The 24,879-nt window shown below is 42.2% G+C and carries 24 protein-coding genes and 1 riboswitch; of the genes, 5 read left to right on the top strand and 19 right to left on the bottom strand.

Translation table 11 applies throughout. The features are described 5' to 3' along the window. Positions 1-13: 13 nt before the first annotated feature. The gene (pcrA, locus tag M3079_RS03955) at positions 14-2,245 is read right to left on the bottom strand and encodes a DNA helicase PcrA (RefSeq protein WP_249077355.1); all 2,232 of its coding nucleotides are present in this window, start codon (positions 2,243-2,245) and stop codon (positions 14-16) included. Positions 2,246-2,527: 282 nt separating this feature from the next. Between pcrA and M3079_RS03950 the strand changes: the two genes are divergently transcribed. The 4 genes from M3079_RS03950 to M3079_RS03935 all read left to right on the top strand — a co-directional run bounded on the left by M3079_RS03950 (position 2,528) and on the right by M3079_RS03935 (position 6,980). Further along, on the top strand, positions 2,528-3,742 hold the full coding sequence (locus M3079_RS03950) for an ATP-binding protein (protein ID WP_249077354.1): 1,215 nt from the start codon (positions 2,528-2,530) through the stop codon (positions 3,740-3,742). A gap of 116 nt (positions 3,743-3,858) precedes the next feature. After that, entirely contained in the window at positions 3,859-4,518 is a 660-nt protein-coding gene (locus tag M3079_RS03945) for a DUF6198 family protein (protein WP_249077353.1), read from the top strand. Positions 4,519-4,688: 170 nt separating this feature from the next. Next, positions 4,689-6,218 carry an ABC transporter substrate-binding protein gene (locus M3079_RS03940; RefSeq protein WP_249077352.1) on the top strand — a complete coding sequence of 510 codons (1,530 nt, stop codon included), beginning with the start codon at positions 4,689-4,691 and terminating at the stop codon, positions 6,216-6,218. A 12-nt stretch (positions 6,219-6,230) separates the two neighbouring features. Continuing rightward, positions 6,231-6,980 (top strand): class I SAM-dependent methyltransferase, encoded by a 750-nt coding sequence (locus M3079_RS03935; protein ID WP_249077351.1) that lies wholly within the window; start codon positions 6,231-6,233, stop codon positions 6,978-6,980. On the opposite strand, the gene M3079_RS03930 is transcribed toward M3079_RS03935, so the two are convergent. The 18 genes from M3079_RS03930 to M3079_RS03845 all read right to left on the bottom strand — a co-directional run bounded on the left by M3079_RS03930 (position 6,977) and on the right by M3079_RS03845 (position 22,980). Next, complete coding sequence (locus tag M3079_RS03930; protein WP_249077349.1) at positions 6,977-7,543, bottom strand: thiamine phosphate synthase; 567 nt, start codon at positions 7,541-7,543, stop codon at positions 6,977-6,979. The genes M3079_RS03935 and M3079_RS03930 overlap by 4 nt on opposite strands. Beyond that, the gene (gene thiH, locus M3079_RS03925) at positions 7,536-8,714 is read right to left on the bottom strand and encodes a 2-iminoacetate synthase ThiH (RefSeq protein WP_249077348.1); all 1,179 of its coding nucleotides are present in this window, start codon (positions 8,712-8,714) and stop codon (positions 7,536-7,538) included. Before thiH ends, M3079_RS03930 begins: the two co-directional genes overlap by 8 nt. A gap of 5 nt (positions 8,715-8,719) precedes the next feature. Continuing rightward, positions 8,720-9,484, bottom strand: a complete 765-nt coding sequence (locus tag M3079_RS03920; RefSeq protein ID WP_249077345.1) for a thiazole synthase — start codon at positions 9,482-9,484, stop codon at positions 8,720-8,722. Between the two features lie 2 nt (positions 9,485-9,486). Further along, the gene (thiF, locus tag M3079_RS03915; protein ID WP_249077343.1) at positions 9,487-10,074 is read right to left on the bottom strand and encodes a sulfur carrier protein ThiS adenylyltransferase ThiF; all 588 of its coding nucleotides are present in this window, start codon (positions 10,072-10,074) and stop codon (positions 9,487-9,489) included. Positions 10,075-10,078: 4 nt separating this feature from the next. Continuing rightward, positions 10,079-10,273, bottom strand: coding sequence for a sulfur carrier protein ThiS (thiS, locus tag M3079_RS03910; protein WP_249077341.1), 195 nt, complete (start codon positions 10,271-10,273; stop codon positions 10,079-10,081). A gap of 149 nt (positions 10,274-10,422) precedes the next feature. Next, positions 10,423-10,525: riboswitch (TPP riboswitch) on the bottom strand. Positions 10,526-10,567: 42 nt separating this feature from the next. Then, positions 10,568-11,725 carry a M20 family metallopeptidase gene (locus M3079_RS03905; RefSeq protein ID WP_249077339.1) on the bottom strand — a complete coding sequence of 386 codons (1,158 nt, stop codon included), beginning with the start codon at positions 11,723-11,725 and terminating at the stop codon, positions 10,568-10,570. 16 nt (positions 11,726-11,741) lie between these two features. Then, on the bottom strand, positions 11,742-12,233 hold the full coding sequence (locus M3079_RS03900) for a nucleoside recognition domain-containing protein (RefSeq protein WP_349293337.1): 492 nt from the start codon (positions 12,231-12,233) through the stop codon (positions 11,742-11,744). Then, complete coding sequence (locus tag M3079_RS03895; protein ID WP_249077336.1) at positions 12,230-12,889, bottom strand: hypothetical protein; 660 nt, start codon at positions 12,887-12,889, stop codon at positions 12,230-12,232. The genes M3079_RS03900 and M3079_RS03895 overlap by 4 nt, the downstream gene beginning before the upstream one ends. A 15-nt stretch (positions 12,890-12,904) precedes the next feature. Further along, on the bottom strand, positions 12,905-14,065 hold the full coding sequence (locus tag M3079_RS03890; RefSeq protein ID WP_249077335.1) for a M20/M25/M40 family metallo-hydrolase: 1,161 nt from the start codon (positions 14,063-14,065) through the stop codon (positions 12,905-12,907). Positions 14,066-14,450: 385 nt separating this feature from the next. Further along, positions 14,451-15,191, bottom strand: coding sequence for a peroxide stress protein YaaA (yaaA, locus tag M3079_RS03885; protein ID WP_249077334.1), 741 nt, complete (start codon positions 15,189-15,191; stop codon positions 14,451-14,453). Between the two features lie 96 nt (positions 15,192-15,287). Then, a complete protein-coding gene (locus M3079_RS03880; RefSeq protein WP_249077333.1) occupies positions 15,288-15,479 on the bottom strand; it encodes a hypothetical protein in 192 nt (63 codons plus the stop codon). 46 nt (positions 15,480-15,525) lie between these two features. Further along, positions 15,526-16,713, bottom strand: coding sequence for a glycosyltransferase (locus tag M3079_RS03875; RefSeq protein WP_249077332.1), 1,188 nt, complete (start codon positions 16,711-16,713; stop codon positions 15,526-15,528). A 28-nt stretch (positions 16,714-16,741) separates the two neighbouring features. Further along, positions 16,742-17,404 (bottom strand): CatB-related O-acetyltransferase, encoded by a 663-nt coding sequence (locus tag M3079_RS03870; protein WP_249077331.1) that lies wholly within the window; start codon positions 17,402-17,404, stop codon positions 16,742-16,744. A gap of 10 nt (positions 17,405-17,414) precedes the next feature. After that, positions 17,415-18,605: an O-antigen ligase family protein gene (locus M3079_RS03865; RefSeq protein WP_249077701.1), complete on the bottom strand. Its 1,191-nt coding sequence runs from the start codon at positions 18,603-18,605 to the stop codon at positions 17,415-17,417. 3 nt (positions 18,606-18,608) lie between these two features. Continuing rightward, positions 18,609-19,580 (bottom strand): glycosyltransferase family 2 protein, encoded by a 972-nt coding sequence (locus M3079_RS03860; protein WP_249077330.1) that lies wholly within the window; start codon positions 19,578-19,580, stop codon positions 18,609-18,611. Positions 19,581-19,586: 6 nt separating this feature from the next. Continuing rightward, positions 19,587-20,609, bottom strand: a complete 1,023-nt coding sequence (locus tag M3079_RS03855; protein ID WP_249077329.1) for a glycosyltransferase family 8 protein — start codon at positions 20,607-20,609, stop codon at positions 19,587-19,589. After that, complete coding sequence (locus M3079_RS03850) at positions 20,606-21,703, bottom strand: glycosyltransferase family 4 protein (RefSeq protein ID WP_249077328.1); 1,098 nt, start codon at positions 21,701-21,703, stop codon at positions 20,606-20,608. The genes M3079_RS03855 and M3079_RS03850 overlap by 4 nt, the downstream gene beginning before the upstream one ends. Further along, complete coding sequence (locus tag M3079_RS03845; RefSeq protein WP_249077327.1) at positions 21,700-22,980, bottom strand: polysialyltransferase family glycosyltransferase; 1,281 nt, start codon at positions 22,978-22,980, stop codon at positions 21,700-21,702. The genes M3079_RS03850 and M3079_RS03845 overlap by 4 nt, the downstream gene beginning before the upstream one ends. A 118-nt stretch (positions 22,981-23,098) precedes the next feature. Here M3079_RS03845 and M3079_RS03840 point away from each other — a divergent pair, with 118 nt between their 5' ends. Next, a complete protein-coding gene (locus M3079_RS03840) occupies positions 23,099-24,874 on the top strand; it encodes a sulfatase-like hydrolase/transferase (protein ID WP_249077699.1) in 1,776 nt (591 codons plus the stop codon). The last annotated feature ends 5 nt before the right edge of the window (positions 24,875-24,879 follow it).

Here is a 24,879-nt window from a genome sequence, read left to right as displayed (position 1 = left end):
CTCCGCTTAAAACTTACAATTTTTTCAGCACCGCATATTTGGTAAGCAGGCTGCGCACACCGGCACCGGCAAAGGCAACCTTTACTTCCTGCCCGTCCGGACTGTCTTTAACGCTTACAACCATGCCTTCGCCCCATTTGCTGTGGCTTACCCTATCGCCGGTGTTAAAGCGCGTGCCCGTGCCTCCTGCGGCGGCAGCCGGTTTTTGCGGCATAAAACTGTGCGGGTTAAAAGTGCTTGCAGGCTTCTGCGGCCTTGCGCTGTATTTTTCGCTTACCTGTTTAAAGTTCTCCAGCGCGCTGAAACGTTCCTGCCTTTTAATGGTTTTCACCAAACGCGCGGGAATTTCCTGCAAAAAGCGGGAAGGCGGATAAGTTACCGTGTTGCCGTAAATGGTGCGCATTTTGGTGCTGCTTAAAAACAGTTTTTCTTTGGCGCGCGTAATGCCTACATAGCACAGGCGGCGTTCTTCTTCAATTTCCGTTTCGTCCATCAGCGTGCGCGCATGCGGGAACAGCCCTTCTTCCATGCCCACAAGGAACACTACCGGAAACTCCAGCCCCTTGGAAGAATGCAGCGTCATTAAGGTAATGGCGTCCTCGCCCAGTTCCGTATCGTCAATATCGCTTACCAGCGCAACATGCGCCAAAAAGTTTTCCAGATTATTTTCTTCTTCGGATGCCGCAAATTCCTGCGCCACGCTGATCAATTCGTGCAGGTTGTCAATACGGCTCTGCGCCTGCGGCGTACGCTCGTTCTCCAGTTCTTCAAGATAGCCGGTATCGCGCAGCACGCGGTCAATCAAATCTTCAACCGGCGCTTCATTAGCAAGATTCATCAGTTCAAAAATAATGCCTGCCAAATCGTCCAGCTTGCTTACAAAGCGGCTGCTTAAACCGTCAATTGCCGCCGCATTGGAAACAGCCTCAAACAAACTTACATTGTTGGCAGCGGCATAAGCCTGAATTTTTGCCAGCGAAGCGTCGCCAATACCGCGCTTCGGCACGTTGATAATGCGCAGCAGGCTCAGCGAATCGGCCGGGTTAAAAATTACGCGCAGATAGGCAATGATGTCTTTAATTTCCTTGCGCTCGTAGAATTTAAGCCCGCCTACCATATTGTAGCTGATGCCGCTTTTAATCAGCATTTCTTCAAAAATACGGCTCTGAGTGTTGGTACGGTACAAAATTACCATATCGCCCAGTTTTTTATTTTCGGTGCGCTGCAAATTCTGCAGCTGCTCAATTACAAAGCGTGCCTCATCGCGCTCGTCCACCGCCTGAAAATAAATAATATCGGCGCCGCTTTTATTTTCCGTCCACAAATTTTTCGGCTTGCGGCCGGTATTGTTTTCTATAACTGCGTTGGCAGCGTCCAGAATAATCTGCGTGCTGCGGTAGTTCTGTTCCAGCTTAATTACTTTGGCGTCGGGGTAATCTTTTTCAAAGTCCAGAATGTTTTGAATATCGGCACCGCGCCAGCCGTAAATGCTCTGGTCGGCATCACCCACAACGCATATATTGCGGTGCTTGGCAGCCAGAAACTTTGTTAAAAGGTACTGTGCATGGTTGGTATCCTGATACTCGTCCACCAAAAGATAATCAAAACGGTCCTGATATTTTTCGCGCACTTCTTTGTTTTCCTGCAAAAGTTTAATGGAAAGCATTAAAAGGTCGTCAAAATCAAGCGCGTTGTTTAACTGCAATTTCTGCTCGTAACGGCTGTAAATATCCGCCACTTTCTGCTCGTAAAAATCGCCTGCCTGGCGTGCAAAAGACGCTGCGTCCTGCAAGGCGTTTTTGGCATTGCTGATGCGCGACAAAATGCCCGAAGGCTGAAAGCGTTTATCGTCAAGGTTCATTTCCTTTAAAATCTGCTTAATCAGGTTCTGGCTGTCGGCTGTATCATAAATGGCAAAATTGCCGCCGTACCCGGGCAGCTTATCTATTTCCATACGCAAAAAGCGTGCGCAGAAAGCGTGGAAGGTAAACAGCCACACATCCTTGGCAGCCGGGCCGCTCATATTGTTTACGCGCTCGCGCATTTCGGCGGCAGCCTTGTTGGTAAAGGTAATTGCCAAAATGCGGTACGGGCGCACGCCCTTTTGCAAAAGGTTGGCCACGCGGCAGGTAAGCACTTTTGTTTTGCCGCTGCCTGCGCCTGCCATAATCAGCATCGGCCCTTCGGTATTAATAACAGCTTCCGCCTGCTGCGGATTCAGTCCGTAAGTACAATCAACAGTCATTCTTTCCTCCATAAAACACTAACTAAAAACATTCATTCTATACCAGCATAACTTTATTATTATTCTCCCCTTCCTGAAATTTTCCTGCCGCTTTGCCGTAAATCTTTAATGTAATTTTCGCAGGCATTCTTTTAAAATTTCATCAGTTATAACTGATAAGATTGATAATTTTACGCATTTTGTAAGTTATAACTGATAAAATTATATTTTCAGCGTTGTTTATCAGTTATGACTGTGATAAACTAATCATAGAAATAAAATAAACATAAGGAGGCGCTGACGATGATTAAACGCGAAACCTATATGCGCCGCATACGCCCATTTATCGGCAGTGAATTAGTAAAAGTTATGACAGGTATCCGCCGCTGCGGTAAATCTGTAATGCTTGAACTCATAAAAGAAGAATTAAAAAACAGCGGCGTGCCAGAAGCCAACATTATCTCCATTAATTTTGAAGATATGCGCTATGCCCATTTGCTGACGGCTAAAGCTTTGCACGATGAAATAATCATGCGGGCACAGAATATCAGCGGCAAGGTGTACTTATTTTTTGATGAAATACAGGAAGTTGCAGACTGGGAAAAATGCATTAACTCTTTCCGGGTAGAATTTGACTGTGATATTTACATTACAGGCTCTAATGCCAAACTGCTTTCCGGCGAACTTGCCACCAATCTTGGCGGGCGTTATGTAGAATTTACCATTTACCCCTTTTCTTTCTCAGAATTTACCGAACTTTATAAGGGGATTTTCCCCGGTGCGCAGCCGCAGGAATGTTTTCAAAAATATCTGCTGTTCGGCGGCATGCCATACCTTGCCAACCTGCGCTATGCCGAAGAACCGTGCCGCCAATATTTAACGGATGTATTCAATTCAGTACAGTTAAAAGATATTGTAAAGCGCAATAAAATACGCGATGTTGATTTATTGGAACGCATTCTTTCTTATATTATTGCTAATGTAGGCACTACCTTTTCAGCAACGTCCATCTCTAAATTTTTTAAAAGCGAAAAACGCAATGTCGCGCCGGAAACCATTCTTAACTATATCAGGCACTGCACTGATGCCTATTTGTTCTATCCGGTAAAAAGGCAGGATTTACAAGGGAAACAAATACTTGCTTCTTCCGAAAAATACTATATTGCCGACCACGGTGTGCGTGAAGCCGTTTTTGGCGGCAATATGCGCGATATTAATTTGATTTTGGAAAACATTGTGTTTATGGAACTTTTGCGGCGCGGCTATAATGTTACCGTTGGCAAAACCGGCAATTTAGAAATTGATTTTATTGCCGAAAAACACGGTGAAAAAATTTATGTTCAGGTTTGTTACCTGCTGGCTTCGCAGGAAACTATTGAGCGGGAGTTTGACGTTTATGATAATGTGAATGATAATTTCCCCAAATATGTAGTGTCGCTTGATGAATTTGATATGAGCCGTAACGGCATAAAGCACTGCAATATCCGCAATTTTTTAACCAAAGAAACCTTTAACTGATAACTCACCGTGTTAAATTCCCGCAAAATTTTACTGACCGGCAATTCACTTCTTGCGCTGAGCAAGGCAGAGTTTTATAATTATATAATGTATTTTTGTTTTGATGGGGATTTTTTATGCAGGAAAACAAACTTACCGTCCGCGGCGAACTGTCGCTGCTTCTGGTCATTATCATCAACAGCCTGGGCGTTGTTTTAATGCTGCATTCCGGTTCCGGCATTTCGGCAATTTCCAGTGTGCCTTACGCTTTTGCCGATGTGCTGCCGGTTATAACGCTCGGCGCGTGGACGGAGGTTTTTCAGGTTTCGCTGGTGCTCAGCCTGATGCTTTTAAGCAAACGCTTTGTGCCGGTATACCTGTTCAGTTTCGTTGTCGGCTCGGCCTTCAGCGCCATGATTGACGTGCACGAAATGTGGATTAAGCAGCTGCCGCAGAGCCTGACGCTTGATATTATTTATTTTATCATCAGCTACATTGTTATTTGCTTTGGCGTGGCGCTTGCCAACCGCTGCCAGCTGCCAATTATACCAACCGACCTTTTTCCGCGCGAGCTTGCCGCCATTACCGGCTGGAGCTATGCGCGCATTAAAATAGGTTTTGACGTTATCTGCCTTGCCATTACCGCCGCCATGACCTTTTTCTTTCTGGGCCGTGTGGACGGGCTGGGCTTCGGCACAATACTTGCCGCCTTTACCATGGGCAAAGTTATTGGCAGCATTGGCGAATACATGGATAAACACGTAAAATTTGTTTCTTTTTTAAGCAGCAGGGCTTGACATAGAGTCCGCTTTAAGTTTTATAATAAATTACAGGTTGCAGGAGCAACCGCCGGGCTGCCGGAGCAGCTGTTAAAATTATTCTTTTAAAACATAAACCAAAGCCATGAAGGCTGTAACCGCTTCGATAAGCGGCAGTTTCTTCATGGCTTTTTTATTTGGGTGATTGTATGAAATTTTTAGCTTTGCTTGTACTTTCCGCCGCGCTTTTAACATCCGCCTGCGGCAACAACGCTGCCACTGGCGGCGAAAAGGTATTCCGCTACGGCACGCCTGCCTACGGCATTGCCAACGAAAATGCCGGTATGGACCCGCACGAAGCCTATCAGGGCTGGAGCGCCATCCGCTACGGCGTAGGCGAAACGCTTTTTAAATTTGACGATGCCATGCAGCCTCAGCCGTGGCTGGCCGAAAAGTACGAATTTATTAACGAAAACACAGTTAAAATTACCTTAAAAGACAATATTTACTTTACCAGCGGCAACAAAATGACAGGCGCAGCCGTTAAAGCCTGCCTGGAGGATTTAATAAGCCGCCACAACCGCGCCAGGGTTGATTTAAAAATAACGGGCATTACCGCCGAAGGGCAGACCGTAACCATTACATCGGCCGCCAAAGTGCCGGTGCTGATTAACTACCTGTGCGACCCCTACGGCTGCATTATTGACATGAGCCGCGGCACCGGCGACGATACAAAAATAAGTGGCACAGGCCCCTTTATGGTAGAAAGCCTGACGCCGAAAGAAGTTGTGCTGGTTAAAAACCCCGCTTACTACGGCGGCGTGCCGAAAACAGACAGAATTATCGTCAGCAGCATTACCGACGGCAACACGCTGGCACTGGCGCTGCAAAACGGCGAAATTGACGCTGCGCAGGGCCTGCCCTATGCTTCGCTGCCGCTTTTTAAAGACAGCGCGGCTTATAAAACCAGCAGCACCGATACCTCGCGCACGTTTTTGGCAGCCTTTAACTTTAACACGCCTGCCCTGCAGGATGAACGCGTAAGGCGCGCCGTTGTTATGAGCCTCGACAAGGAAACTTTTGCCAGAGTGCAGCTGATGGGCAACGGCATTGCCGCAGCCGGACCGTTTCCGCCGAACCTGCCTTTTGGCGGCGCTAAAGTGCATGCGCCGGAATATAACCCCCAAGGCGCACGCCAGCTGCTTGCCGAAGCAGGCTGGACAGATACCGACGGCGACGGTTATGTGGATAAGGACGGCCAACCGCTGACCCTGCGCTGGCTTACTTACAGCTTCCGCCAGGAGCTGCCGCTTTTGGCAGAAGCTGCGCAAAGCTGGCTTAAAGGCAGCGGCATACGCCTTGAAATTAACCCGACGGACGGTTATGCCGACTTTCTGCGCCGCGGCGAGTGGGATATTTACGCCAAAGCCTTTGTTACCGCGCCCACCGGTGACGCGCAGTATTATTTTACCACCCACGTGCTGAAGGAAAGCGCCTACAACAGCGGCAATTACTATAACCCTGATACCGAAAACCTCATAGGGCAGCTCGGCAGCGAGTTCAGACCCGAAAGGCGCACAGAACTTGCGGCAGCTATCAGCCAGAAACTGGTTGACGGCAGTGCCTTTGCTTACATTGCCCATTTAAAAATGACGCTGGCCATGAAAAGCACGGTTCAGGGTTTTAGCGCCCACCCCTGCGATTATTACGAAATTACCAAAGATTTAAGCATAGATTAAAGGAGCATTATTATGAGTGAAATTTCCGCAGCAAGCATCATCCACCGCACAGACGAAAAAGAATATATAACAGGCTACTGGCAAAAACGCAGCACAGGCTTTGCCAATCTGCGCAAGGCAGAGCTGCACAGCGAAAAACAGCTTTTATGGCAGCAGGAAATTACGCGCCACCTGCCGCAGAACCGCAGGCTAAAAATTTTGGACATTGGCTGCGGCGCAGGCTTTTTTGGCATTTTGCTGGGGCAGAAGCACCACGTTACCGGCATTGACCTGACCCCGGAAATGATTGAAGCCGCCAGGGCACTTGCCGCCGCAGAACGCAGCAATGCAGAATTTATGGTTATGGACGCCGAAGCGCTGGACTTTGATGACGCAAGTTTTGACGCTATAATAAGCCGCAACGTAATGTGGAACCTGCCCCACCCGGAAACCGCCTACTGCGAGTGGCTGCGCGTACTTAAACCGGGCGGCCTGCTTTTAAATTACGATGCCGAATATGCCCGCGCGCACCACAGCCAGAAGCTGCCTGCCAAAAACGCCCATGCGGATATTGCGCCGGAGCTTTTGGACGAATGCCACAATATTTACCATATGCTGGACATCAGCGCCTATAACCGCCCGCAGTGGGACGAAGAATTTCTGCAAAGCACCGGGCTGTGCTGCGTCAGCACGGATACAACGGTAGGCAGCCGCATTTACGCCGCCGAAGATATTTTTTATATTCCCGTGCCCATGTTCTGCGTTAAGGCCGTTAAGTTTTAAAACCGCATAAACGCACTGCGCACGCACGCTCCGGCAGCGCCGCATGCCAGCACTTCTTCAAGCTGCGCCTTATTAAGCCCGATGCCGCCAATGGCATAAACAGGCACCGGGCTCAGCGTGCAGATTTCCTTTAAAAACGCCGGGCCGCGCGGCGGCAAGCCCTGCTTGCAGCTGCTTGCGTAAATATGCCCGGCTGTTAAATATGCCGCGCCCAAAGCAAGCGCCGCCTTTGCTTCTTCCGCACCGTGTACGGAAACGCCAAAGCGCCCTGCCTGCAAACGCTCTGCCGCTGTCATTGCAGAGCATACTGTTAGCGGCAGGTGCACTCCGTCCGCGCCGAGAGCCAGCCCTACCCGCCAGAAGGTATGCACAATAAATTTAACGCCGCAGGTTCTGCAAACTGCCTGTACTTTCTGTGCAAGCTGCGTGTATTCCGCTTCGGTTAAATCTTTTTCGCGCAAAATAAGTGCCTTGGGGCACAATGCGCAGATGGTTTCTATCTGCTGCAAAAATGGCGCGCGGCTTATTTTTCTGTCCGTAACGCAAACAAAATTTTTATACATAACTGCCATCCGTAAGCACCGGCTGTAAGCCGGCTTTTTTTATGCTGTTAAACACCTCGTCCACGCTGCGGTTATCGTCAATTTCAAACTGCTCGTCGCCTTCGCGCTCCTGCTTGCTGTGCGTACCGATGCCCGTGCTTACGCCTGCGGAAATTTTCGTTGCCACAATCTGCAAAAGATTATCGCGCACTCCGGCGCCTTCGCGGCTGGAAACGGTAATGCCTGCCTGCGGCATAAACAGGCGGTAAGCGCACACCGCCTGCACTAAATGCCGCAAATCAGTGCCGTTGGCTTCGGGCGGCAGTTCGTTGCCTTCCGCCGGGCGCAGGCGAGGGCACGAAAAGCTGATTTCCGCAGCCGGGTATTTGCGCTGCACCAAATATGCGTGCAGACCGCAGGCAAAAATATCGCGGCAAAAGCCGCTCAGCCCCATCAGCGGCGCAAACGCCACACCGCGCATGCCGCCTTTTAACGCGCGCTCCTGCGTGTAAAAACGGTACGGAAACACACGCTTATGCCCCGCCAGATGCAGTTTGGCGTAAGCGTCAACGTCATAAGTTTCCTGAAACACCGTTACATAATCCGCGCCGCATTCATGCAGGTACGCGTATTCATCACTGTTCAGCGGGTATACCTCAAGCCCTACAACGGCAAAATACTTGCGCGCCAGCCTTACGGCAGAAGCAATATATTCCACGCCGCTCATGCTGCGGCTTTCGCCGGTTAAAAGTAAAATTTCACGCAGGCCGGTGGCGGCAATGGCCTGCATTTCGCGTTCCATGCCGTCTTCGTCCAGTTTTAAGCGGTTAATTTTGTTATGGCAGTTAAAGCCGCAGTACACGCAGTAATTTTCGCAGTAATTGGCAAGGTACAGCGGCGTAAAAATGCTGCGTGCCGCGCCGAACCATTTAAAGGTAAGCTGCCTTGCCTGCTGCGCCATTTCTTCCAAAAACGGCAGCGCCGCCGGTGAAAGAAGCGCCGCAAAATCCTGTACCGTTTTGTGTTTGCGCATAAGCGCGGCCTTTATGTCCCGCTCCGTAAAAGCGTTAAAATCCACGCTGTCAGCCGCGTGCTGCACTTCGCGCAAAATATCCGATTCTATTATTTCCATTCCCGGCAGGTAGGCCATGCAGTCCTGCGCAGCTGCCGCAAGGTTTTGTTTTTCCTTCATCTGCGTCACTCCCCTATAAAGCCAGTCAGCGGGCTGCTTGCCGACGCGCGCCCGGTTACTGCGCCAAGGCCGGCAAGGTAGGCTTTGCGCCCGGCGTTAATGGCCAGCTTAAACGCTTCCGCCATGGCGGGAATATCGCCGCTGGTGGCAAGGGCAGTGTTGGCCATTACTGCCGCCGCGCCCATTTCCATTGCTTCGCACGCCTGCGAAGGAGAACCGATACCGGCATCGACGATAACTGGCAGGTCAATTTCATCAATCAAAATCTGTATAAACTCTTTTGTTACCAGCCCCATGTTGCTGCCGATAGGCGCGCCAAGCGGCATTACGCAGGCAGCACCAGCATTTGCCAGGTCGCGTGCGGCATTTAAATCGGGGTACATATAGGGCATTACCACAAAGCCCTCTGCCGCCAAAATTTCCGTTGCCTTAATTGTTTCGTAATTATCGGGCAGCAGGTATTTGCTGTCGCGGATTACTTCTATTTTTACAAAATCGCTGCCGCATACCTCGCGCGCCAGGCGGGCAATGCGCACAGCTTCCTGCGCGGTGCGTGCGCCGCTGGTGTTGGGCAAAAGCGTAATGCCTTTGGGTATATAATCTAAAATATTGGCCATGCCGCCGTCGTTTACGCGGCGCAGAGCCAGTGTTAAAATTTCCGCACCGGCGTTTTCCACTGCCGCCTTAATAAGCTCCAAAGAATATTTGCCGCTGCCCAAAATAAAGCGGCTGGTAAATTTATGCCCGCCTAAAATAAGTGCATCTTCCATTGTTATTCCTCCAATCCTAAAATAAGCGCCACAGCAAGGTTTGCCGCGTGCGCCGCGCATAGGGCTGCCCGCGGTGCCGAAAGCCGCCCGCAGGTTTCTATGCCGCTTTCGCCATCGCCGCACAAATAAAAGTTTTTGCTTATGCGCCGCGTTTTAATGGCGTTGCTGCGTCCTGCGCCTGCAAGCCCGCTGCACGCAATAAGCGTTTTATCCGCATAAGCGGCAAACAGCGCGTTTACAAGCATGGCTTTGGTTTCCGGCTTATCCACCGCTTCGCAGATAATGCCGTCAGCTTTAAAAACAGCGGCGGCGTTTGTTTCCGTAAGTTTTATATTTTCCGTTTTAATTTTAAGCGCGGGGTTAATTTTCAAAAGCTGCTCCGCCAGCGCTTCTGTTTTAAGCCTGCCAATGTCGCGCAAAAAGTAATGCTGGCGGTTTAAATTGCTTTCGTCCACGCGGTCAAAATCAACAAGGTGCAGGTGCTGCACGCCCGCACGCGCCAAAAACACCGCTATGTGCGAGCCCAAACCGCCCAGCCCGGCAATGCCTACACTCACTTGCGCAAGCTGGTTTTTAAAATCATCTGCCACGGCTTTAACCTCCTCCCACAAAACTTACAATTTCCAGTTCGTCGCCGTCTGTTAAAACGGCTGCACCAAATTCCGCACGCGGCACAATCTGCCCGTTGCGCTCCACCGCCACCAGTTCTGCGCGGTAGTTATGCGCCGCCAAAAATTCCGCCAGCGTCATACCGCGTTTAAGTTCAATGTCTTTTCCGTTAACGCGCATCTTTTCTCCTTTCCGCCGCAATTAAAAAAGCCCATGAAGAAGCCTGCACCCGCGGTGGTGCACCCCTTCATGAGCTTTGCTCACTCTAACGGCATATTAAATTGCAACTGCCTGATATAAAGAAACGGCAAGCACCAACAAGGCACTTGCCGCTATCTGCAAACATTCCCTACGTTGGCATTATCCAAATCAGGTTTAGGGTCGAAGCGCACAGCTTCCTCTCAGCCTATCTGTAAGCTCCCCTGTTCAGTTAAATTAAGTATAAAGTTTTGCGCCGCCGTTGTCAACCGCAAATTACAGCGCCAGCATTACGGCACACATTAATTTGGCACGCATAAACAGCGATTCCACATTGGCAAACTCGTCAACCGTATGGTTGCGGCCGCCTTTTACGCCCATAGCACACACGGTAGGCACGCCAACCATGGTTGTGTAGGCAGAATCGCTGCCGCCGCCAACGGTAATTGCTTTCGGGCTGCCAAAGCCTTCTTCTTCATAAACTTTTTTAACAAGCTCAAACAATTCTTTGCTGCTTTCCAGTTCTACCATCGGCTGCATTAAAGATACCGGCGTCATTTTGCAGGTTACGCCGTCAACGTAAACTTTATCGTTAATTTCCTGGAATTTGGCTTTCATTGCTTCCAGCATTGCCGGGTCGGTAAAGCGCATATCCACAATCATTTTGGCATACGCCGGTGCGGAGTTATGCACAGTGCCGCCTTCAATAACGCCGACGTTTAAATTAAGCCCCTTGCTCCAGTCGGTTAACGCTTCAATATCCAGAATTTTGTACGCCAGTTCTTTAATGGCGCTGCGCCCTTCTTCTGGCGCATTGCCTACATGCGCGCCGCGGCCGAAGGCTTCCATGGCAAAACAGTACACGCCTTTGCGCGCCAGCACCAGGCTGTCGTCCATAAAGCCGGTTTCAAAGTTAAAAGCATAAGCCGCGCCTTTGGCTTCTTCCATCATCTTACCGGCAAAATCGCTGTGCTTGTGCCCAACTTCTTCGTCGCCTGCCAAAATAACCTTAACGCCGTATTTGTCAAAACCAACGCTCTGCAAGGCCTGCAAAGCATGAATGGCAAGCGTTACGCCGCCCTTCATATCCAGCGCGCCCGGACCGTAAGCAGTGCCGTCTTTAATGGTAAAAGGGCGTTTTTTAGTGGTTTCCGGGTCGTCAAAAACGGTATCCAGATGGCCTGTAAAAATTACAAAAGGTTTATTTTTGCAGTCGCCAAACTCGCTTACCAGCATATTACCTGCATTTTCGTGTTCAATAATGCGGGTTTTGCCGCCCATGCCTTCCAAAATGCCGGCAACCTTTGCCACAATGGCATCAACGCCCGGCTTATTGCCGGAGCCGCTGTCCATCATAACAAGTTCTTCCCACATTTTCATCATGCCGTCACGATGTTCATCAATATAGCCAAAAGCCTTTTCTTTTATATCCAAGATAGTTCTCCTCCAGTTAGCAGGAAATGCCCATAAAATTAAGTATAACTCTTACAATAATCATCGACAGCAAAGCGTCGATAACGGGAATTGCCAAAAGCAGCGCATGGTGCTTCGGATTGGCGCCGGAAGTTAATACGCAGCGTGCAAAATGGCCAACCAGCGTGCCCATGGTAATCGTTGCCGGGAACAAAATAGTTGCCTGTGCCGCGTTAATAACGCCTTCTGCATAAAGCGAAGCAGCCGTAGCAGCTCCCGCAGCCTTGGCAAAAAACGCGGAAATCAGCGCCACAATCGCCCCGCCGGGCAAACCAAACAGCGCCATAACAGGTGCAACGGCATTGGCAATAATATCCATCAAACCGGTAATATTCAAAAACAAAATCAGCGAATAAGCCAGAACCATGGCCGGCATAATATTTTCTGCGCCGATGTAAAAGCCTTTTTTACAGCCGGACATAAATTCTTCCAGTAAAGTTTTCTTTTTAGCAGCAGCCTCAGCTATTATGCAGCACCCCCAGCTTTTTTACGTTTAAACATCAGGTAAAACCTTACAATGTTTGCGCCGACGATTTTTACAAAAATTTCCACCATAAAAATTACGCCGAAAGAAAGTAGCGAAATCGGAATCAGCGGCGCGCCGCAGTTAATGGTGTTGGCCAGCGTGCCGGAAGCAGCGTACTGGTAAGCAACGAAAATAGAACGCTCGTCATCTGTAATTTTACCTTCTTCAACAAGGTCGCGCGTAAGTACAGCGCCAACATCGGTGGTGGTAAAGCTGCTGATTAACGCCAAACCTACATAGCCGGGCAAGCCCATCAGCGGTTTTAAAAACGGGCGGATAATGCGTTCTGCCGCAAGCAGGCCGCCCTGCGATTCAACCGCACGCACAAAGCCCAAAGCCAGAATAACGGTTGGGAACAGCGTTAAGGCAAACATAAAGCCTTCGGCAGCACCAACGCCGCCTTTGCCGATAAAGCTCAGCCCTTCGATTTTGCCGAATTTACCTGTCAGCACCGTAAAATCAAAGGCGCTCAGCGGGCCCATATCTTTTAAAACACCCGAAAACGACAATGCAACAACTATAAAAGACAGCCAGCCGCGCCAGGTTAAATGATGCTCGTAATCTTTTTCTTCTACCGCAGTTACATCTTTTTCAGCCACAGTAATCCCCCCTGATTATAATTTCAAAACCGTGCCGATAAATACTTTGGCACGCATAAACAGCGATTCCACATCGGCAAATTCATCAACCGTATGGTTCAAACCGCCTTTTACGCCAACAGCGCAAACGGTAGGTACACCAACTTTGGTGGTGTAAGTAGCATCGCTGCCGCCGCCGACTAAAATCGGTTCCGGGCTGCCGAAGCCTTCTTCTTCGTAAACCGATTTATACACATCAAACAGTTTCATATTGCCGTCAAGGCGAACCATCGGCTCAAGCCCTGCTACCGGCGTCATTTTGGTAGTTACATCTTTAATGTAAACCTTGCCGACAATAACTTCAAACTGCTCTTTCTTCTTTTCAAAATCCGCCGGGTCAAGGTAACGCACATCCACTTCCATTCTGGCATAAGCCGGAACAGCATTGGCAACCGTGCCGCCTTCGATAGTACCGACATTAATTGTTGTGCCGGTGTTCCAATCGGTTAAAGCGTCGATATCAACAGCCTTGCGCGCCAGTTCCACGATAGCATTGCGGCCGTTTTCAGGCTCATTGCCTGCATGCACGCTGCGTCCGAAGGTTTCCATAATGAAACGGTAAAACCCTTTGCGCTCTACAACTACGTTATCGTTCATAAAGCCGGTTTCAAAATCAAACGCCGCTAATGCACCCTTAAATTCTGCCATCATGGTTTCTGCCAAATCGCTGTTTTTATGCCCCGTTTCTTCGTAACCGGCAAAAACAACTTTAAAGGCATATTTGTCAAATCCGGCATTCTGCAAGGCCTGCAGCCCGTGAATGGCAAGCGTAACGCCGCCCTTCATATCCAGCGCACCCGGGCCGTAAGCCCTGCCCTCTTTAATGGTAAACGGACGCTTCTTAGTCGTTTCCGGGTCGCTGAAAACAGTATCCAGATGGCCTGTTAAAACAATAAAAGGCCTGGTTTTGCAGTCGCCAAATTCGCTTACAACGGCATTACCGGCATTTTCATGTTCCACAATACCTGTTTTGCCGCCCATATCCGTTAAAATTCCTGCTACTTTGGCAACAACTTTGTCTACGCCGGGTTTATAGTCAGAGCCGCTGTCTATGCTGACAAGTTCTTCCCACATTTTCAGCATCTCACTGCGGTGCGCATCAATATACGCAAACGCATTTTCCTTAATACCCATCATTTTTCCTCCTCATAAAATTAAAATAAAACAGTATTCATCTGTCTGCGCAGACAAATACCGTTTTCAAGCAAATTAGTTTACTTTTTTGCTTTACTTTATTAATAAAATAGCAAAACTTCACATTTCTGTTAAGAAGTTTTGTATAATTGTTTTGAATTTTAGTGTATTTTTGTTCTTTTATATTGTACTTTGAGTTGTTTTTCTGCAAAAGTATTTATTTTATGCCGGTTTCTGTGCATTTATGCTATGCTATTATTATTGTAAACTATGCTATTAGTAAAGGAACAGATAACGTCTTAAATCTGTTTTATACCGTCAGCACTTTCTTTTAAACCCACATAAATAAAAAAGCCCGCAGCATTTGCCGCAGGCAGATTAAACATTTTTATTTTAAGAAAACAAACTCGTTTGCACAGGATAATTCTCCGGCAAAACTGTAACCGTTAACGGTAAAATTTTTCACTTCATCAATGTGCTGCACGTTATCTTCCGCACAGCGGCGCACCATCTCGCCCCGCGCCATTTTGGCCTCCGTTGCCTTAACTTTAATTTTGCCGTTTTGCAGGCTGCCAAACACGCAGGTTACAAAACGGATTTTATCCGTAACGTAAGGCTCTACCGCTTTGCTGTATTCTTTGGAAGCCAGGTTTAAAACTTCGTTATCGTCCTTAACAAGTTCATCATACAGGCTGCTGCCCCAAAAAGCATACAGGTTCTTTGCTCCGCCGCAGGCAAGCCGCGCCTGCATCTCAAGCCGGTAAGGCACAACACCGTCAAACGCACTTAAAATTCCGTAAAAGCCACTGAGTATTTTTAGATGCCCTTCCAGATATTTTAACGCGGCTTCATCCAAAACATTCGGCGCAATATGCTGGTACTGCAAACCGTCATAACTGAAAACGGCAGGCGTTAAACTGCGGCGCAAATCCATACGCTGCAAGCGGTTGTAATTAAGCTCCGCAATAGCGTTGTTGCACTGCCACAACTTTTGCAGGCCCGTGTAATCCAGCGCACGCAGGGCAGTTAAAAGTTCTTCAGTTTTGGTTAAAAATACCGGCAAACGTGCCGCGCCAATATCGTCATTATCGACACGCATCTTCTTCGCCGGCGAAATTATAATTTGCATGATGTGTTCCTTTAGATGATTTTATTTTATATTGCTCAACTATCTTTTGCTTAACTATAACTTACCAGTGTAAAAAATTTAAAATAAGGTTAATCATTAAAGCTTTTTATTTAACTCCTTATCACGCTGCCGCGCATATTTAAAAACCAGCCAGAAAAATTTAACCGCCGTAAAAAACATAACCCATCCTGCCCGGTTGAACCGCGTCACAGAACGCACTCTATTCGCTTTTAACAAATGCCCGGCAAACATCCCGGCAAGAAGAATTTTAATTATTTTTATCGGCATGGTTAGGCTCCGGAATTTATAACATTTGATAACTTTATAAATTAAATTATTTTTTACTTTCTTCTACAACTTTGTTAATTAAATCTTCCCATTCATCCCAAATTTTTTTAGGAGCAAACTGTTTCATACTTTCCCGCGCATTTTGTCCCATCTTCTTACGCAACTCTGCATCCTGCATTAAAATTTTAAGCTTTTCTGCAAAATCATCTATGCCATCTTCGCATAAAAATCCATTAACTCCATCAACAATTAATTCATTAACAGATGGGCAGGATTTATAACCAATTACAGGTAATCCAGCAGCCATAGCTTCAGTTAAAGCTAATGGCATTCCTTCGTAAGCACTTGGAAATACGAATATTTCTGCCGTTTGGTACATTTTTGATATATTTTTTACTTCACCAAGTAATGCCACTCTATCATCAAGATTATTATCACTTATATATTTTAAAATTTCATTTTTATATGCAAAATGCGATTCAGAATAACAACCGCCGATAATAGTTACCTTCCACTTTTTGTCTGTATTTTTTATTTTATTGAAAGCTTGAATTAAATTTAATTGACGTTTCTGATTTTTATCTATTCTCCCTACATTAATTATATTAAACTTGCATTCTGCTCTATCAATATCATTATTTACAGAATAAACACAATTAGGAATAAATTTAACTATATTATCAGGCGAATAGTTTCTTACAAGTTCAATATCTTTCTTTGTTAAAGTCTGAATACATTCCACGTTTTTAAAAGACTTTAGTAATGTTTTACTCATTGAAGGATAGAAAAAGAACTCAGCCTGCATATGCAGCATTGCGATTGTCGGCGTATTTTCATGCAGCAAGCTTTTAAGCACCATTAAAGAATTAGGGTCATACGTTATTATTACATCAGGCTTTTCTTTTACTATTAAATATTTTAGTTTTCCCAAAATATTAGTATATCTTTTTTCAATACGCAGTTTATCTTTATCTAATTTTTTAAAAGCTCTTAAAATTTCACCTTTAACTTTTAATAAAATTGTTCCATCATCAAACTTACCACTGCCATTTAAATTTATAAATTTTACTTTTTCATTAAGCGGAAAAAACATACTGCCGTTTTTAGGATCGCAACAAACTACCGTAATATCATAACCTCTTTTAGTTAATTCATTTGCCATATTACTTAAAACTCGCTCAGAGCCACCGCTCGAATTTACAACATTCCAAAAATCAAATAAAAATATTCTCATTGATAATACAGCTCCCTATGTAAAAATTTTAATTATACTTTCCTAAAAATTCATCAATCTTATAAAATTCATTAACTTTTTCTTTTATTTTTGTTTCATCCCATTCCCACCATTTTATTTTTAACAATTTTTCTCTTTCATCTTGTTTAAATCTATATTTTATAATCCTATCAACACCAACAACAATCGCATAGGGAGGGACATCATTTCTTATTATACTGCCAGCCGCAATAACTGCTCCATCCCCGATTTTTACACCATTAAATATAGTAACATTTGCACCAATCCACACATCATTTCCTATTTCAACGGAATGATATAAATTAGGGCAATATGAACTTAAAATATTTTCTTTGCAAGGGAATTTATATTTTTTATCAAATAAAATAGGACTTGTTGTAACAAAGTTATAGTTATGTGTATTTGTAGCTATGCTTACCCCTGATGCTATTGATGTAAAAGAACCTACTTTCTTTATATATGTATATGGCAACTGCGTATAACCATAGGTATATTTGCCTATATAAATATTATTATACTTATAAAGCCAATATCTCGCTAAATCATCACGAGTTCCAAAATATTTTTTCGATAATTTATATATAAATTTAGGACATTTATTACTTCCACGTATAAATCTAATAAATTTAATAAAATATTGCCATTTCACATTAATATATAGCATTTCCATTTTTAATTCCTTATATAGTATTATTTATCTTTTTATTATAAATAATACTATAACACGAAACTCCATATAACAACCAATACATTAATTGATATGTACGATTATTAGGCACCGTATCAACCATACTATGAACTATCATTCCTACAACTACAACAGCACCACAACAGCACCAAATATTAATTTTTTTATAATCTGTTAACACATTCCGTAACAACATATATGCTTGAAACATGAGCATAATAACAAACGGAAGTCCTACAATAATACCTCTTTCAGCTAAAAACCACAAAAACATATTATGAGGTGTATCTAAATTTGCCTCTTTAGCCAAAGGATTAATGTATCCATTATTAATGTAATATTCATTAAAATTACCAACACCAACGCCAAAAACAGGATAATCACAAAACATTTTTATGGCAGAGTTCCATAAATAAACTCGCTCCATATCATAAGACCTGCTAATCATTACAGGGAATACAAAATATACAATAATCAAACCAATAATTATTATACACGCAGCCTTAAATATATTTAAAGCAAATTTACGGGTCGGCAATTTTTTATATTCAATCATGATAAAACAAATAAATGAACCAAGCAACAATCCCAGCATCGCACCGCGGCAGCCAGAGATAATTAATGAAACGATTCCCAATGTCAATACTATCATTCCGTATACCTTTAATCTAAAGTTATTTTTAAATGTATATATACCGCCAAATACAAAAGGTATCAGTAAAATTAAAAAGCCGCCCAACTTATTAGGGCTATTAAACATTGTAATAGGACGCCAATGTTCCTGAATAAAAAGACTATACAATACATTGCAGCTAACAATCAATAAGCTTAATGTCAAACCAATCCAAACTGCTTTAAAGTACTTATTATTTTTTATAGTAAATAAACCTGCTAAAAAAAACGGCAGTATTCGTTGGCACCAATTCCAACTTTCTTTAATATTACCACGAGAAACAAAATCTGATAGCATCATTCCCATAATCCAAACTATAAAACATATTAAACTATATTTAACAAGTTTATTTTGAAAAAATATTTTAAAATCAAATTCTTCTCTCCTTTTAAAATACAGATATAAAAATACAATTATTCCAACTGCTTGAAAAACACTAGACAATCCGCTGCAACCTAAAGGTAAAAGTAATATTGGTAAACACTTAATCCATTTCTCCGATATATTCATCACTTATTCAATCCACCCATTCTTTTTACTTTTCCAGTAATAAAAAAATCCCTTAATTTTATTAATTATATTTCCATGATGAAAATCCCATAAAAAAATTCTATATTTTACTTCCGTGGGTACATATCTATGTCCCCCCCGGAAAAACTCTTGAATTTTTTTGTTTTGTTCATCTGATAAATATTTTGTAAAAATATTATACTGATAAGCTTTAAAGCCATATTCATAGGCCTTATCTATCGAATATTTGTATAAATCTTGCCATTTATTTTTGGCAACTTCTATTTTTATACATGCGCCTATGAACTCCAAAATATAAAACTTCATTCCAACATTATGAGATATTGACGAAACATTACCACGTTCATAATAGTAATAGGCTTGGTTATTACAAATAATTTTATTTACATTTTCTAATATATATGGCATTGCATACAAATCTTCAAATATTTGGCCTTTAACAAACCTTACATTTTCCCATAACGATTTTTTATACAGTTTATCCCAAACTACATTAGATAATTTTTTCTTCCATATCCCAGAAATTACATCATAGGTATTCATATTTTCATTATAAAGCTGAGGCTTCTCAATTATTTTTTCACCATTTACTACAAAACGATTAAAACAAATCATATCAGCTTTTTGCTGAATTAATTTTTCTAAATTATCTTTAAGTAAGTCTTTATGAATATAATCATCACTATCAATAAAACAAATATATTCTCCGTTAACTATGTTTAAGCCAGTATTTCTTGCATCGCTTACCCCACCATTTTTCTTATGTATTACTTTAATTCTATTATCTTTTTCTGCATATTCATCACAAATTTTGCCACTGTTGTCTTTTGAGCCGTCGTCTATTAAAATAATTTCTAAATTTTTATAACTTTGCTTAATAATACTTTCTATACAACGACCTATATATTTTTCTACATTATAAACTGGAACAATTACACTAACTTTATCATTCATTTTAAATTATTCACCCTTTATCAAGTATTTTAGTTTAGCTAACCCATATGAAAAATATGCTTCTGTCATTTGTAAATAGTTACCTTCTTTTTTGCTGATTCTTGCAAGTTTATGGAAATATTTATGCTGATTAGTTTTCATTTCATCAGGTTTTATTATACCGTTATCAAACCATGGTGAAACAGCTTTTACTTCATTATATTTTTTTATTACCTGCAAATCCTGTACCCATGAATGCCACGGTTTGCTAATGCCAACAAAATGTAATATTTTTGCTTCTTTTGGTATTTGTACTAAACTTGGCTTATCTGATGTGTCTGATACTCTTGATAGATTATAGTAATAATTATAATTTTCCGATATGTATAAACATTTATTATCTAATAAAATATTCATTGAGTCCTGGTCAATATAATACCACTTTTTTTCACTTGCTTTTTGTATGGATAAACGTGTATAATCACCATTTTTCCATTTTTTCAAATTAACAAACATCACACCAGAATTAAAGTATTTTTGTGTATTAACCCTTGGAGCATTTTCTTTTTCCGCTTTGTCTGCTATTACTACTGCAACATATTCTGTGTTTTTATAGGCCCAAAATTCATCTATGTTACCATTAACTAAAATATCTGAATCCAAATATAAAACATAATCAATATTATCATCTGCTAATGCTTCATATGCTAAAAACCTAAAGCACTGATAAAACGAAACACTTTTATCGATACCACTTCTTGTTTTTGATAGTTGTTGTAAAAATTCTTCAATAAATTCTTTATTAAAAATATGAATTAAAATATTTATATTAAACTTTTCAGTTGTCGCTTTAACTTTTGCAATATCCTGCTCACTTATATCATCGCAAAAAATATGAAAGGTAAAACTTTCGTTTTGATTGCTTAATAAAATTGATGTAAGTGTTACACCGCAGTATTTTATATAATTTTTATCACCGCAAAGTAGTATGTGTTTTGTATTTTCTTTATTATTTTCAAATTTAATAACTTTACTAACGTAGCTCATCATTTCACCTTCTTGGCGCAAATATTTTCATTAATTTTCATCAATTCTTCTGCACACTTTATTACGCTAAACTTTTCTTTTACTTTTTTTTTGGCTTTCGCTGCCATTATTAAATATTCCTGGCAATTATTATAGACATCTTCAATACTTTGTGCCAGTACTTTAGCATCTCCTGCCTGCACTATTGTACCGTCGCTTCCGTTTGTTATAATCTCGCCCTGGGCACCGCTGTTAGTGGTTATTACAGGTACGCCGCAGTACATGGCCTCGCACAACACAAGCCCAAAGGCTTCTTTTACAACAGAAGGCAATACAAAAAGGTTCAGTTTTTTATAATAGCGCTCCATATCTTTTTGATTGCCTAAATATTCTATGCGCTTTTGCAGGTTACGCTCAACGATAAACTGCTGCACTTTTTGCAGGTAGCCTTTTTCATCCGTGCCAGCCAGCTGCAAATATATATTATCGTACTTTTCCGATAATTTTTCAAATGCCTGCAGCAATATATCTATGCCTTTATCACCAGCAATACGCCCGGCATAGCCGATGACAAATTTATCGGGATCTTTTTTTATATTTTTATATTTGTCAAATTTTTCTGTATCAATACCGTTATAAACAAGATGATATTTTTGTTTTTCGGCTTCTGCAAGACCTTGTATTTGCAAATCATATACCAAACGCGATACACAAATAAAAGCATCTGTGTTTTTACGCTGCCAGTTATGGTAAAAATCATGCTTAGCAGGCAGGGCATTATGTTTAAACATAACTACTTTAGCGTCTGTTAAAAATTTAAGCAGCAGACACAGCTGCATGGCATGCCCGCTATGGCAGTTAATAATATCCACGCGCTGCTTTTTTATAAAATTTGCAAGCCCGTTTACAGCACAAAGCCCAGCGGCAGAATACAAATTAAAAGTTACCACTTCTGCGACTTCGGCAAAGCGCTGCTGCATAGCTGTGTTGGTTTTATCAACAGCGATGTAAACTTTTACGCCAAGCTTTTTCATTGCTTTGGCGGTATCATAAACATACTGCTCGCCGCCGCCCCACACTTTTGCAATTACTATGTTTAAAACGCAGAAATCTTTCATCTATTATCTTTCCGTTTATCATTCATTTTATTAATAAGTTTTTTGTAAATTTGGGTAAATTCTTCGGTGGTTTCTGGTATAAATACCGACTGCGGATATTTTTTCTGAAAACTTCTAAAGAATTGGTCATCTTCCTGATAACTTTTGTTGCCGTCGTAGACAATTTTATACAAGAAAATCATCGGTATATCTTCACGAGAATCGGCAAAAATCATTTTATAGGTACATAAAGCGGTAGAACTTACCGTTACCCAAATGTTGTTTGTAAACAAGCAATTATCCATAAAAACTTCCCACGGAGTTTTTAAATTAGGCGCCATTGTACACTTGCTTTTCTGATAATCCGCAACAAAACTGAGGGGACTGCGAGGATGCAGCTTAACAATAACCTCATTGCCACTACTGTTATCCGCAGTTATGCGGAACATTTCCATCTTTCGTTCATAAAAAGCACTTTCTTTTTTATGCTTTTTATATGGATTATGCAAAAGCAACATCATAAATTTATTAAGATGCTTAAAATATTCCGGCATCGGGTCCCAATTCTGGTCAAAAAAGATTATTTTATTTTTTAAGAGCAGGCTGCCGTTGTCATTATGAGGATAATTGCCATCATCATAAAATCCAAATACAGCATTAATAATTTCGCGGAATTGAGCATCATTATAGTCTATTGCAGGTATTTTATAAACTTTTTCTTTCCATCCTTCATTATAATAATTAGCAAGTTCAGGTGCGTATAAATAAATGTCGCTAACCGGAAAATTTTTAGTTAAAATAGACCTCCAGTAAGTGCTTGTACCTTCATCTAAAAGGTTTATTTTACATTTTCCGCTGGTTTCTTTTAAAATCTGCTTAACACAGGTAACAACAAGCTGACGCTTATCAAGGCAGAATACTTCATCATAAGAACTAAAATCCATCTTGCCGCCTAAAACAAGCTTCGCATTAATGGCATACGCTTCACCGCTTGTTTTGCAGCGTATTTTATAAATAACTTCATTAACAGAAGTTGTTAACGCCGAAAAAAATCCATTATTATGTTTGCCCTCTACGGTTGAACGGGCATACTGATGCAAGCCTTTTATGCGTGAATTATTAAATAAATAAACATTTTCAAAAAGGCCGGTTTCTTTAAGTCTTTGTGCAAGCTGCTCATTACCTTCTTTATTGGTAATAAAAAATAAATCCGATTTTTTATTTTTAAATATGGTAAGCTGCAAATTTAAAGCATTTAAAATTTGAAAATCCGTTAAGCATAAATACAGGTTTTTCATCGCTACTCTCCCATTTTATTCTTTTATAATTATACCACACTACATTATTGGCGGTACTATTTTTTGCCGTTCTGTGCTATAATTTAACAGGATATTTTTATTGGAGTGATTTAATTTGATGAACGAATACCTTATTTTAGGACTAATTTTATATATACTTCCGTACTTGTTTTATCTGAAAGTTTCGCACGGGCTTGGTCACAAAGCCGAATATTTGCAATTAAGACGCTTTTTCCCTTGTGCTGTGCTGCCTGTACTGCCACTTTACTGTACTGGCTTGCCTGTAACAAGCCCTATATTTATTACCAGCCTTATAACAGGCATTATGTGGATTATTACTTACCCATTATTTTATTTTTTAACTAACCGCAAGGTGTCATCCGATTTTGGCTTTCATTTTGATATTGTATTCGGTCTGTATATTATTGGTTGGCTGATGTCGCTAAAGGTTTTAGTAATTAACTTTAACCTGCTTCCGCAGCTTGTTTTACCGGTTATTGCAACTGTCGAATTTTTAATTTGCGCTGTTCCGGTTGCGCAGTGGGTATATTATTATTTATACGGCTCCTGCGTCAGCGAGGACGGTATGAGTATGATTCAGGACACCCATTACAATGAAATTATTGAGTTCTTTAAATCGTTTTCCATCATCTTTAACATTTGCATTTTTGCGCTGGCAATTTTAATTTACGCCTTTATGGTATACGCTAACCTACAATATCCTGCTGTTAGCATGGAGCTATGGCAGGCAGGGCTTATCGCCGGTGTATTTGCCTTTTTAACGGTTTACCTTTGGCTTTCGGAAAGAGCAGCTTTTCGCCGGACCGGCTTTGTAGAATTGTGGCTTGATGTAAAAGAATATATGGCGACTACATTACTGTATCAAACCAATATGCAGGAACGTATTAAAGATTTAACTGTTACACCTTCACAGCCGCAATTCAGCAAGCCTTCTACAATTATTATGGTTATTGGCGAATCTGCTTCGCGCGATTATATGAGCGCCTTTACCGATTACCTGGTAGAAACAACACCATGGCTTTCAGCAAAAAAGGATGACGAACATTTTATTTTATATCCAAATGCATATTCCTGCGAGGCAAATACAGTACGGTGTTTAGAACGTGCTTTAACGGAATTCAATCAGTATAACAACAAACAATTTTATACTTCATGTTCTATTATTGATATTGCACATAAAGCCGGTTACACAACGCATTGGTACAGTAATCAGGGCCATTTGGGAAGTGCTGATACGCCTGTAACTTTAGTTGCCAACACCTCCGGTACAGCTAAATGGACAAAACAAAATTTAAACCAAGTGCAATATGATGAAGCTTTGCTCGATTATTTGGACGAAGTTGACCCAACAAAGAATAATTTTGTAGTCATCCATTTAAAAGGTAACCACTTTAACTTTATAAACCGTTATCCGCAAAGCTTTGCCAAATTCAGCAAGCCTGGGAAATATGATTTAATACCTAATTACATCGATTCTATTCGTTACACGGATTATATTCTGCAAAAAATTTGGGAATACAGCACGCAAAAATTAAATTTGCAGGCAATGTTGTATTTTTCAGATCATGCAACCATACCTGATAAGCGCCGTGCGCCTGATTTTGGTGGTTTTGGTACCGTCCGCATACCAATGTTTACTTATTTTTCTGATGAATATATAATCAAATTTCCGCAAACAGTTAATACCCTGCGGCAAAACGAAAAGCAATATTTTACCAATGATCTTGCCTATGACTTAATGTGTGGTATTTTTAATATAAAATCCAATCATTTTGATGAAAGCAATTGCTTTTCATCGCCGCTATATAAATTTACACGCGAAACATTAAAGACCAATCTTGGAAAAATTGCTATTAAAGATGATAACAACTAAAAAAA

The sequence above is a fragment of the Phascolarctobacterium sp. ET69 genome (genome assembly GCF_023336935.1).
In the GTDB taxonomy this organism is placed as follows: Bacteria; Bacillota; Negativicutes; order Acidaminococcales; family Acidaminococcaceae; genus Fusicatenibacter_A; species Fusicatenibacter_A intestinipullorum.
Note: the sequence above shows the minus strand (reverse complement) of the source record. Positions and strands in the feature narration are given on the sequence as shown.

Coding starts and splice junctions, on each gene's coding strand:
- M3079_RS03850 (WP_249077328.1), bottom strand. CDS start 21,703: ATGAAAGATTTCTGCGTTTTAAACATAGTAATTGCAAAAGTGTGGGGC.
- M3079_RS03945 (WP_249077353.1), top strand. CDS start 3,859: ATGCAGGAAAACAAACTTACCGTCCGCGGCGAACTGTCGCTGCTTCTG.
- M3079_RS03940 (WP_249077352.1), top strand. CDS start 4,689: ATGAAATTTTTAGCTTTGCTTGTACTTTCCGCCGCGCTTTTAACATCC.
- M3079_RS03870 (WP_249077331.1), bottom strand. CDS start 17,404: ATGGAAATGCTATATATTAATGTGAAATGGCAATATTTTATTAAATTT.
- pcrA (WP_249077355.1), bottom strand. CDS start 2,245: ATGACTGTTGATTGTACTTACGGACTGAATCCGCAGCAGGCGGAAGCT.
- M3079_RS03950 (WP_249077354.1), top strand. CDS start 2,528: ATGATTAAACGCGAAACCTATATGCGCCGCATACGCCCATTTATCGGC.
- M3079_RS03920 (WP_249077345.1), bottom strand. CDS start 9,484: ATGGAAGATGCACTTATTTTAGGCGGGCATAAATTTACCAGCCGCTTT.
- M3079_RS03880 (WP_249077333.1), bottom strand. CDS start 15,479: ATGCCGATAAAAATAATTAAAATTCTTCTTGCCGGGATGTTTGCCGGG.
- M3079_RS03860 (WP_249077330.1), bottom strand. CDS start 19,580: ATGAATGATAAAGTTAGTGTAATTGTTCCAGTTTATAATGTAGAAAAA.
- M3079_RS03930 (WP_249077349.1), bottom strand. CDS start 7,543: ATGTATAAAAATTTTGTTTGCGTTACGGACAGAAAAATAAGCCGCGCG.
- M3079_RS03845 (WP_249077327.1), bottom strand. CDS start 22,980: ATGAAAAACCTGTATTTATGCTTAACGGATTTTCAAATTTTAAATGCT.
- M3079_RS03875 (WP_249077332.1), bottom strand. CDS start 16,713: ATGAGAATATTTTTATTTGATTTTTGGAATGTTGTAAATTCGAGCGGT.
- M3079_RS03840 (WP_249077699.1), top strand. CDS start 23,099: ATGAACGAATACCTTATTTTAGGACTAATTTTATATATACTTCCGTAC.
- M3079_RS03865 (WP_249077701.1), bottom strand. CDS start 18,605: ATGAATATATCGGAGAAATGGATTAAGTGTTTACCAATATTACTTTTA.
- yaaA (WP_249077334.1), bottom strand. CDS start 15,191: ATGCAAATTATAATTTCGCCGGCGAAGAAGATGCGTGTCGATAATGAC.
- thiH (WP_249077348.1), bottom strand. CDS start 8,714: ATGAAGGAAAAACAAAACCTTGCGGCAGCTGCGCAGGACTGCATGGCC.
- M3079_RS03890 (WP_249077335.1), bottom strand. CDS start 14,065: ATGATGGGTATTAAGGAAAATGCGTTTGCGTATATTGATGCGCACCGC.
- M3079_RS03935 (WP_249077351.1), top strand. CDS start 6,231: ATGAGTGAAATTTCCGCAGCAAGCATCATCCACCGCACAGACGAAAAA.
- M3079_RS03855 (WP_249077329.1), bottom strand. CDS start 20,609: ATGATGAGCTACGTTAGTAAAGTTATTAAATTTGAAAATAATAAAGAA.
- thiS (WP_249077341.1), bottom strand. CDS start 10,273: ATGCGCGTTAACGGAAAAGACATTGAACTTAAACGCGGTATGACGCTG.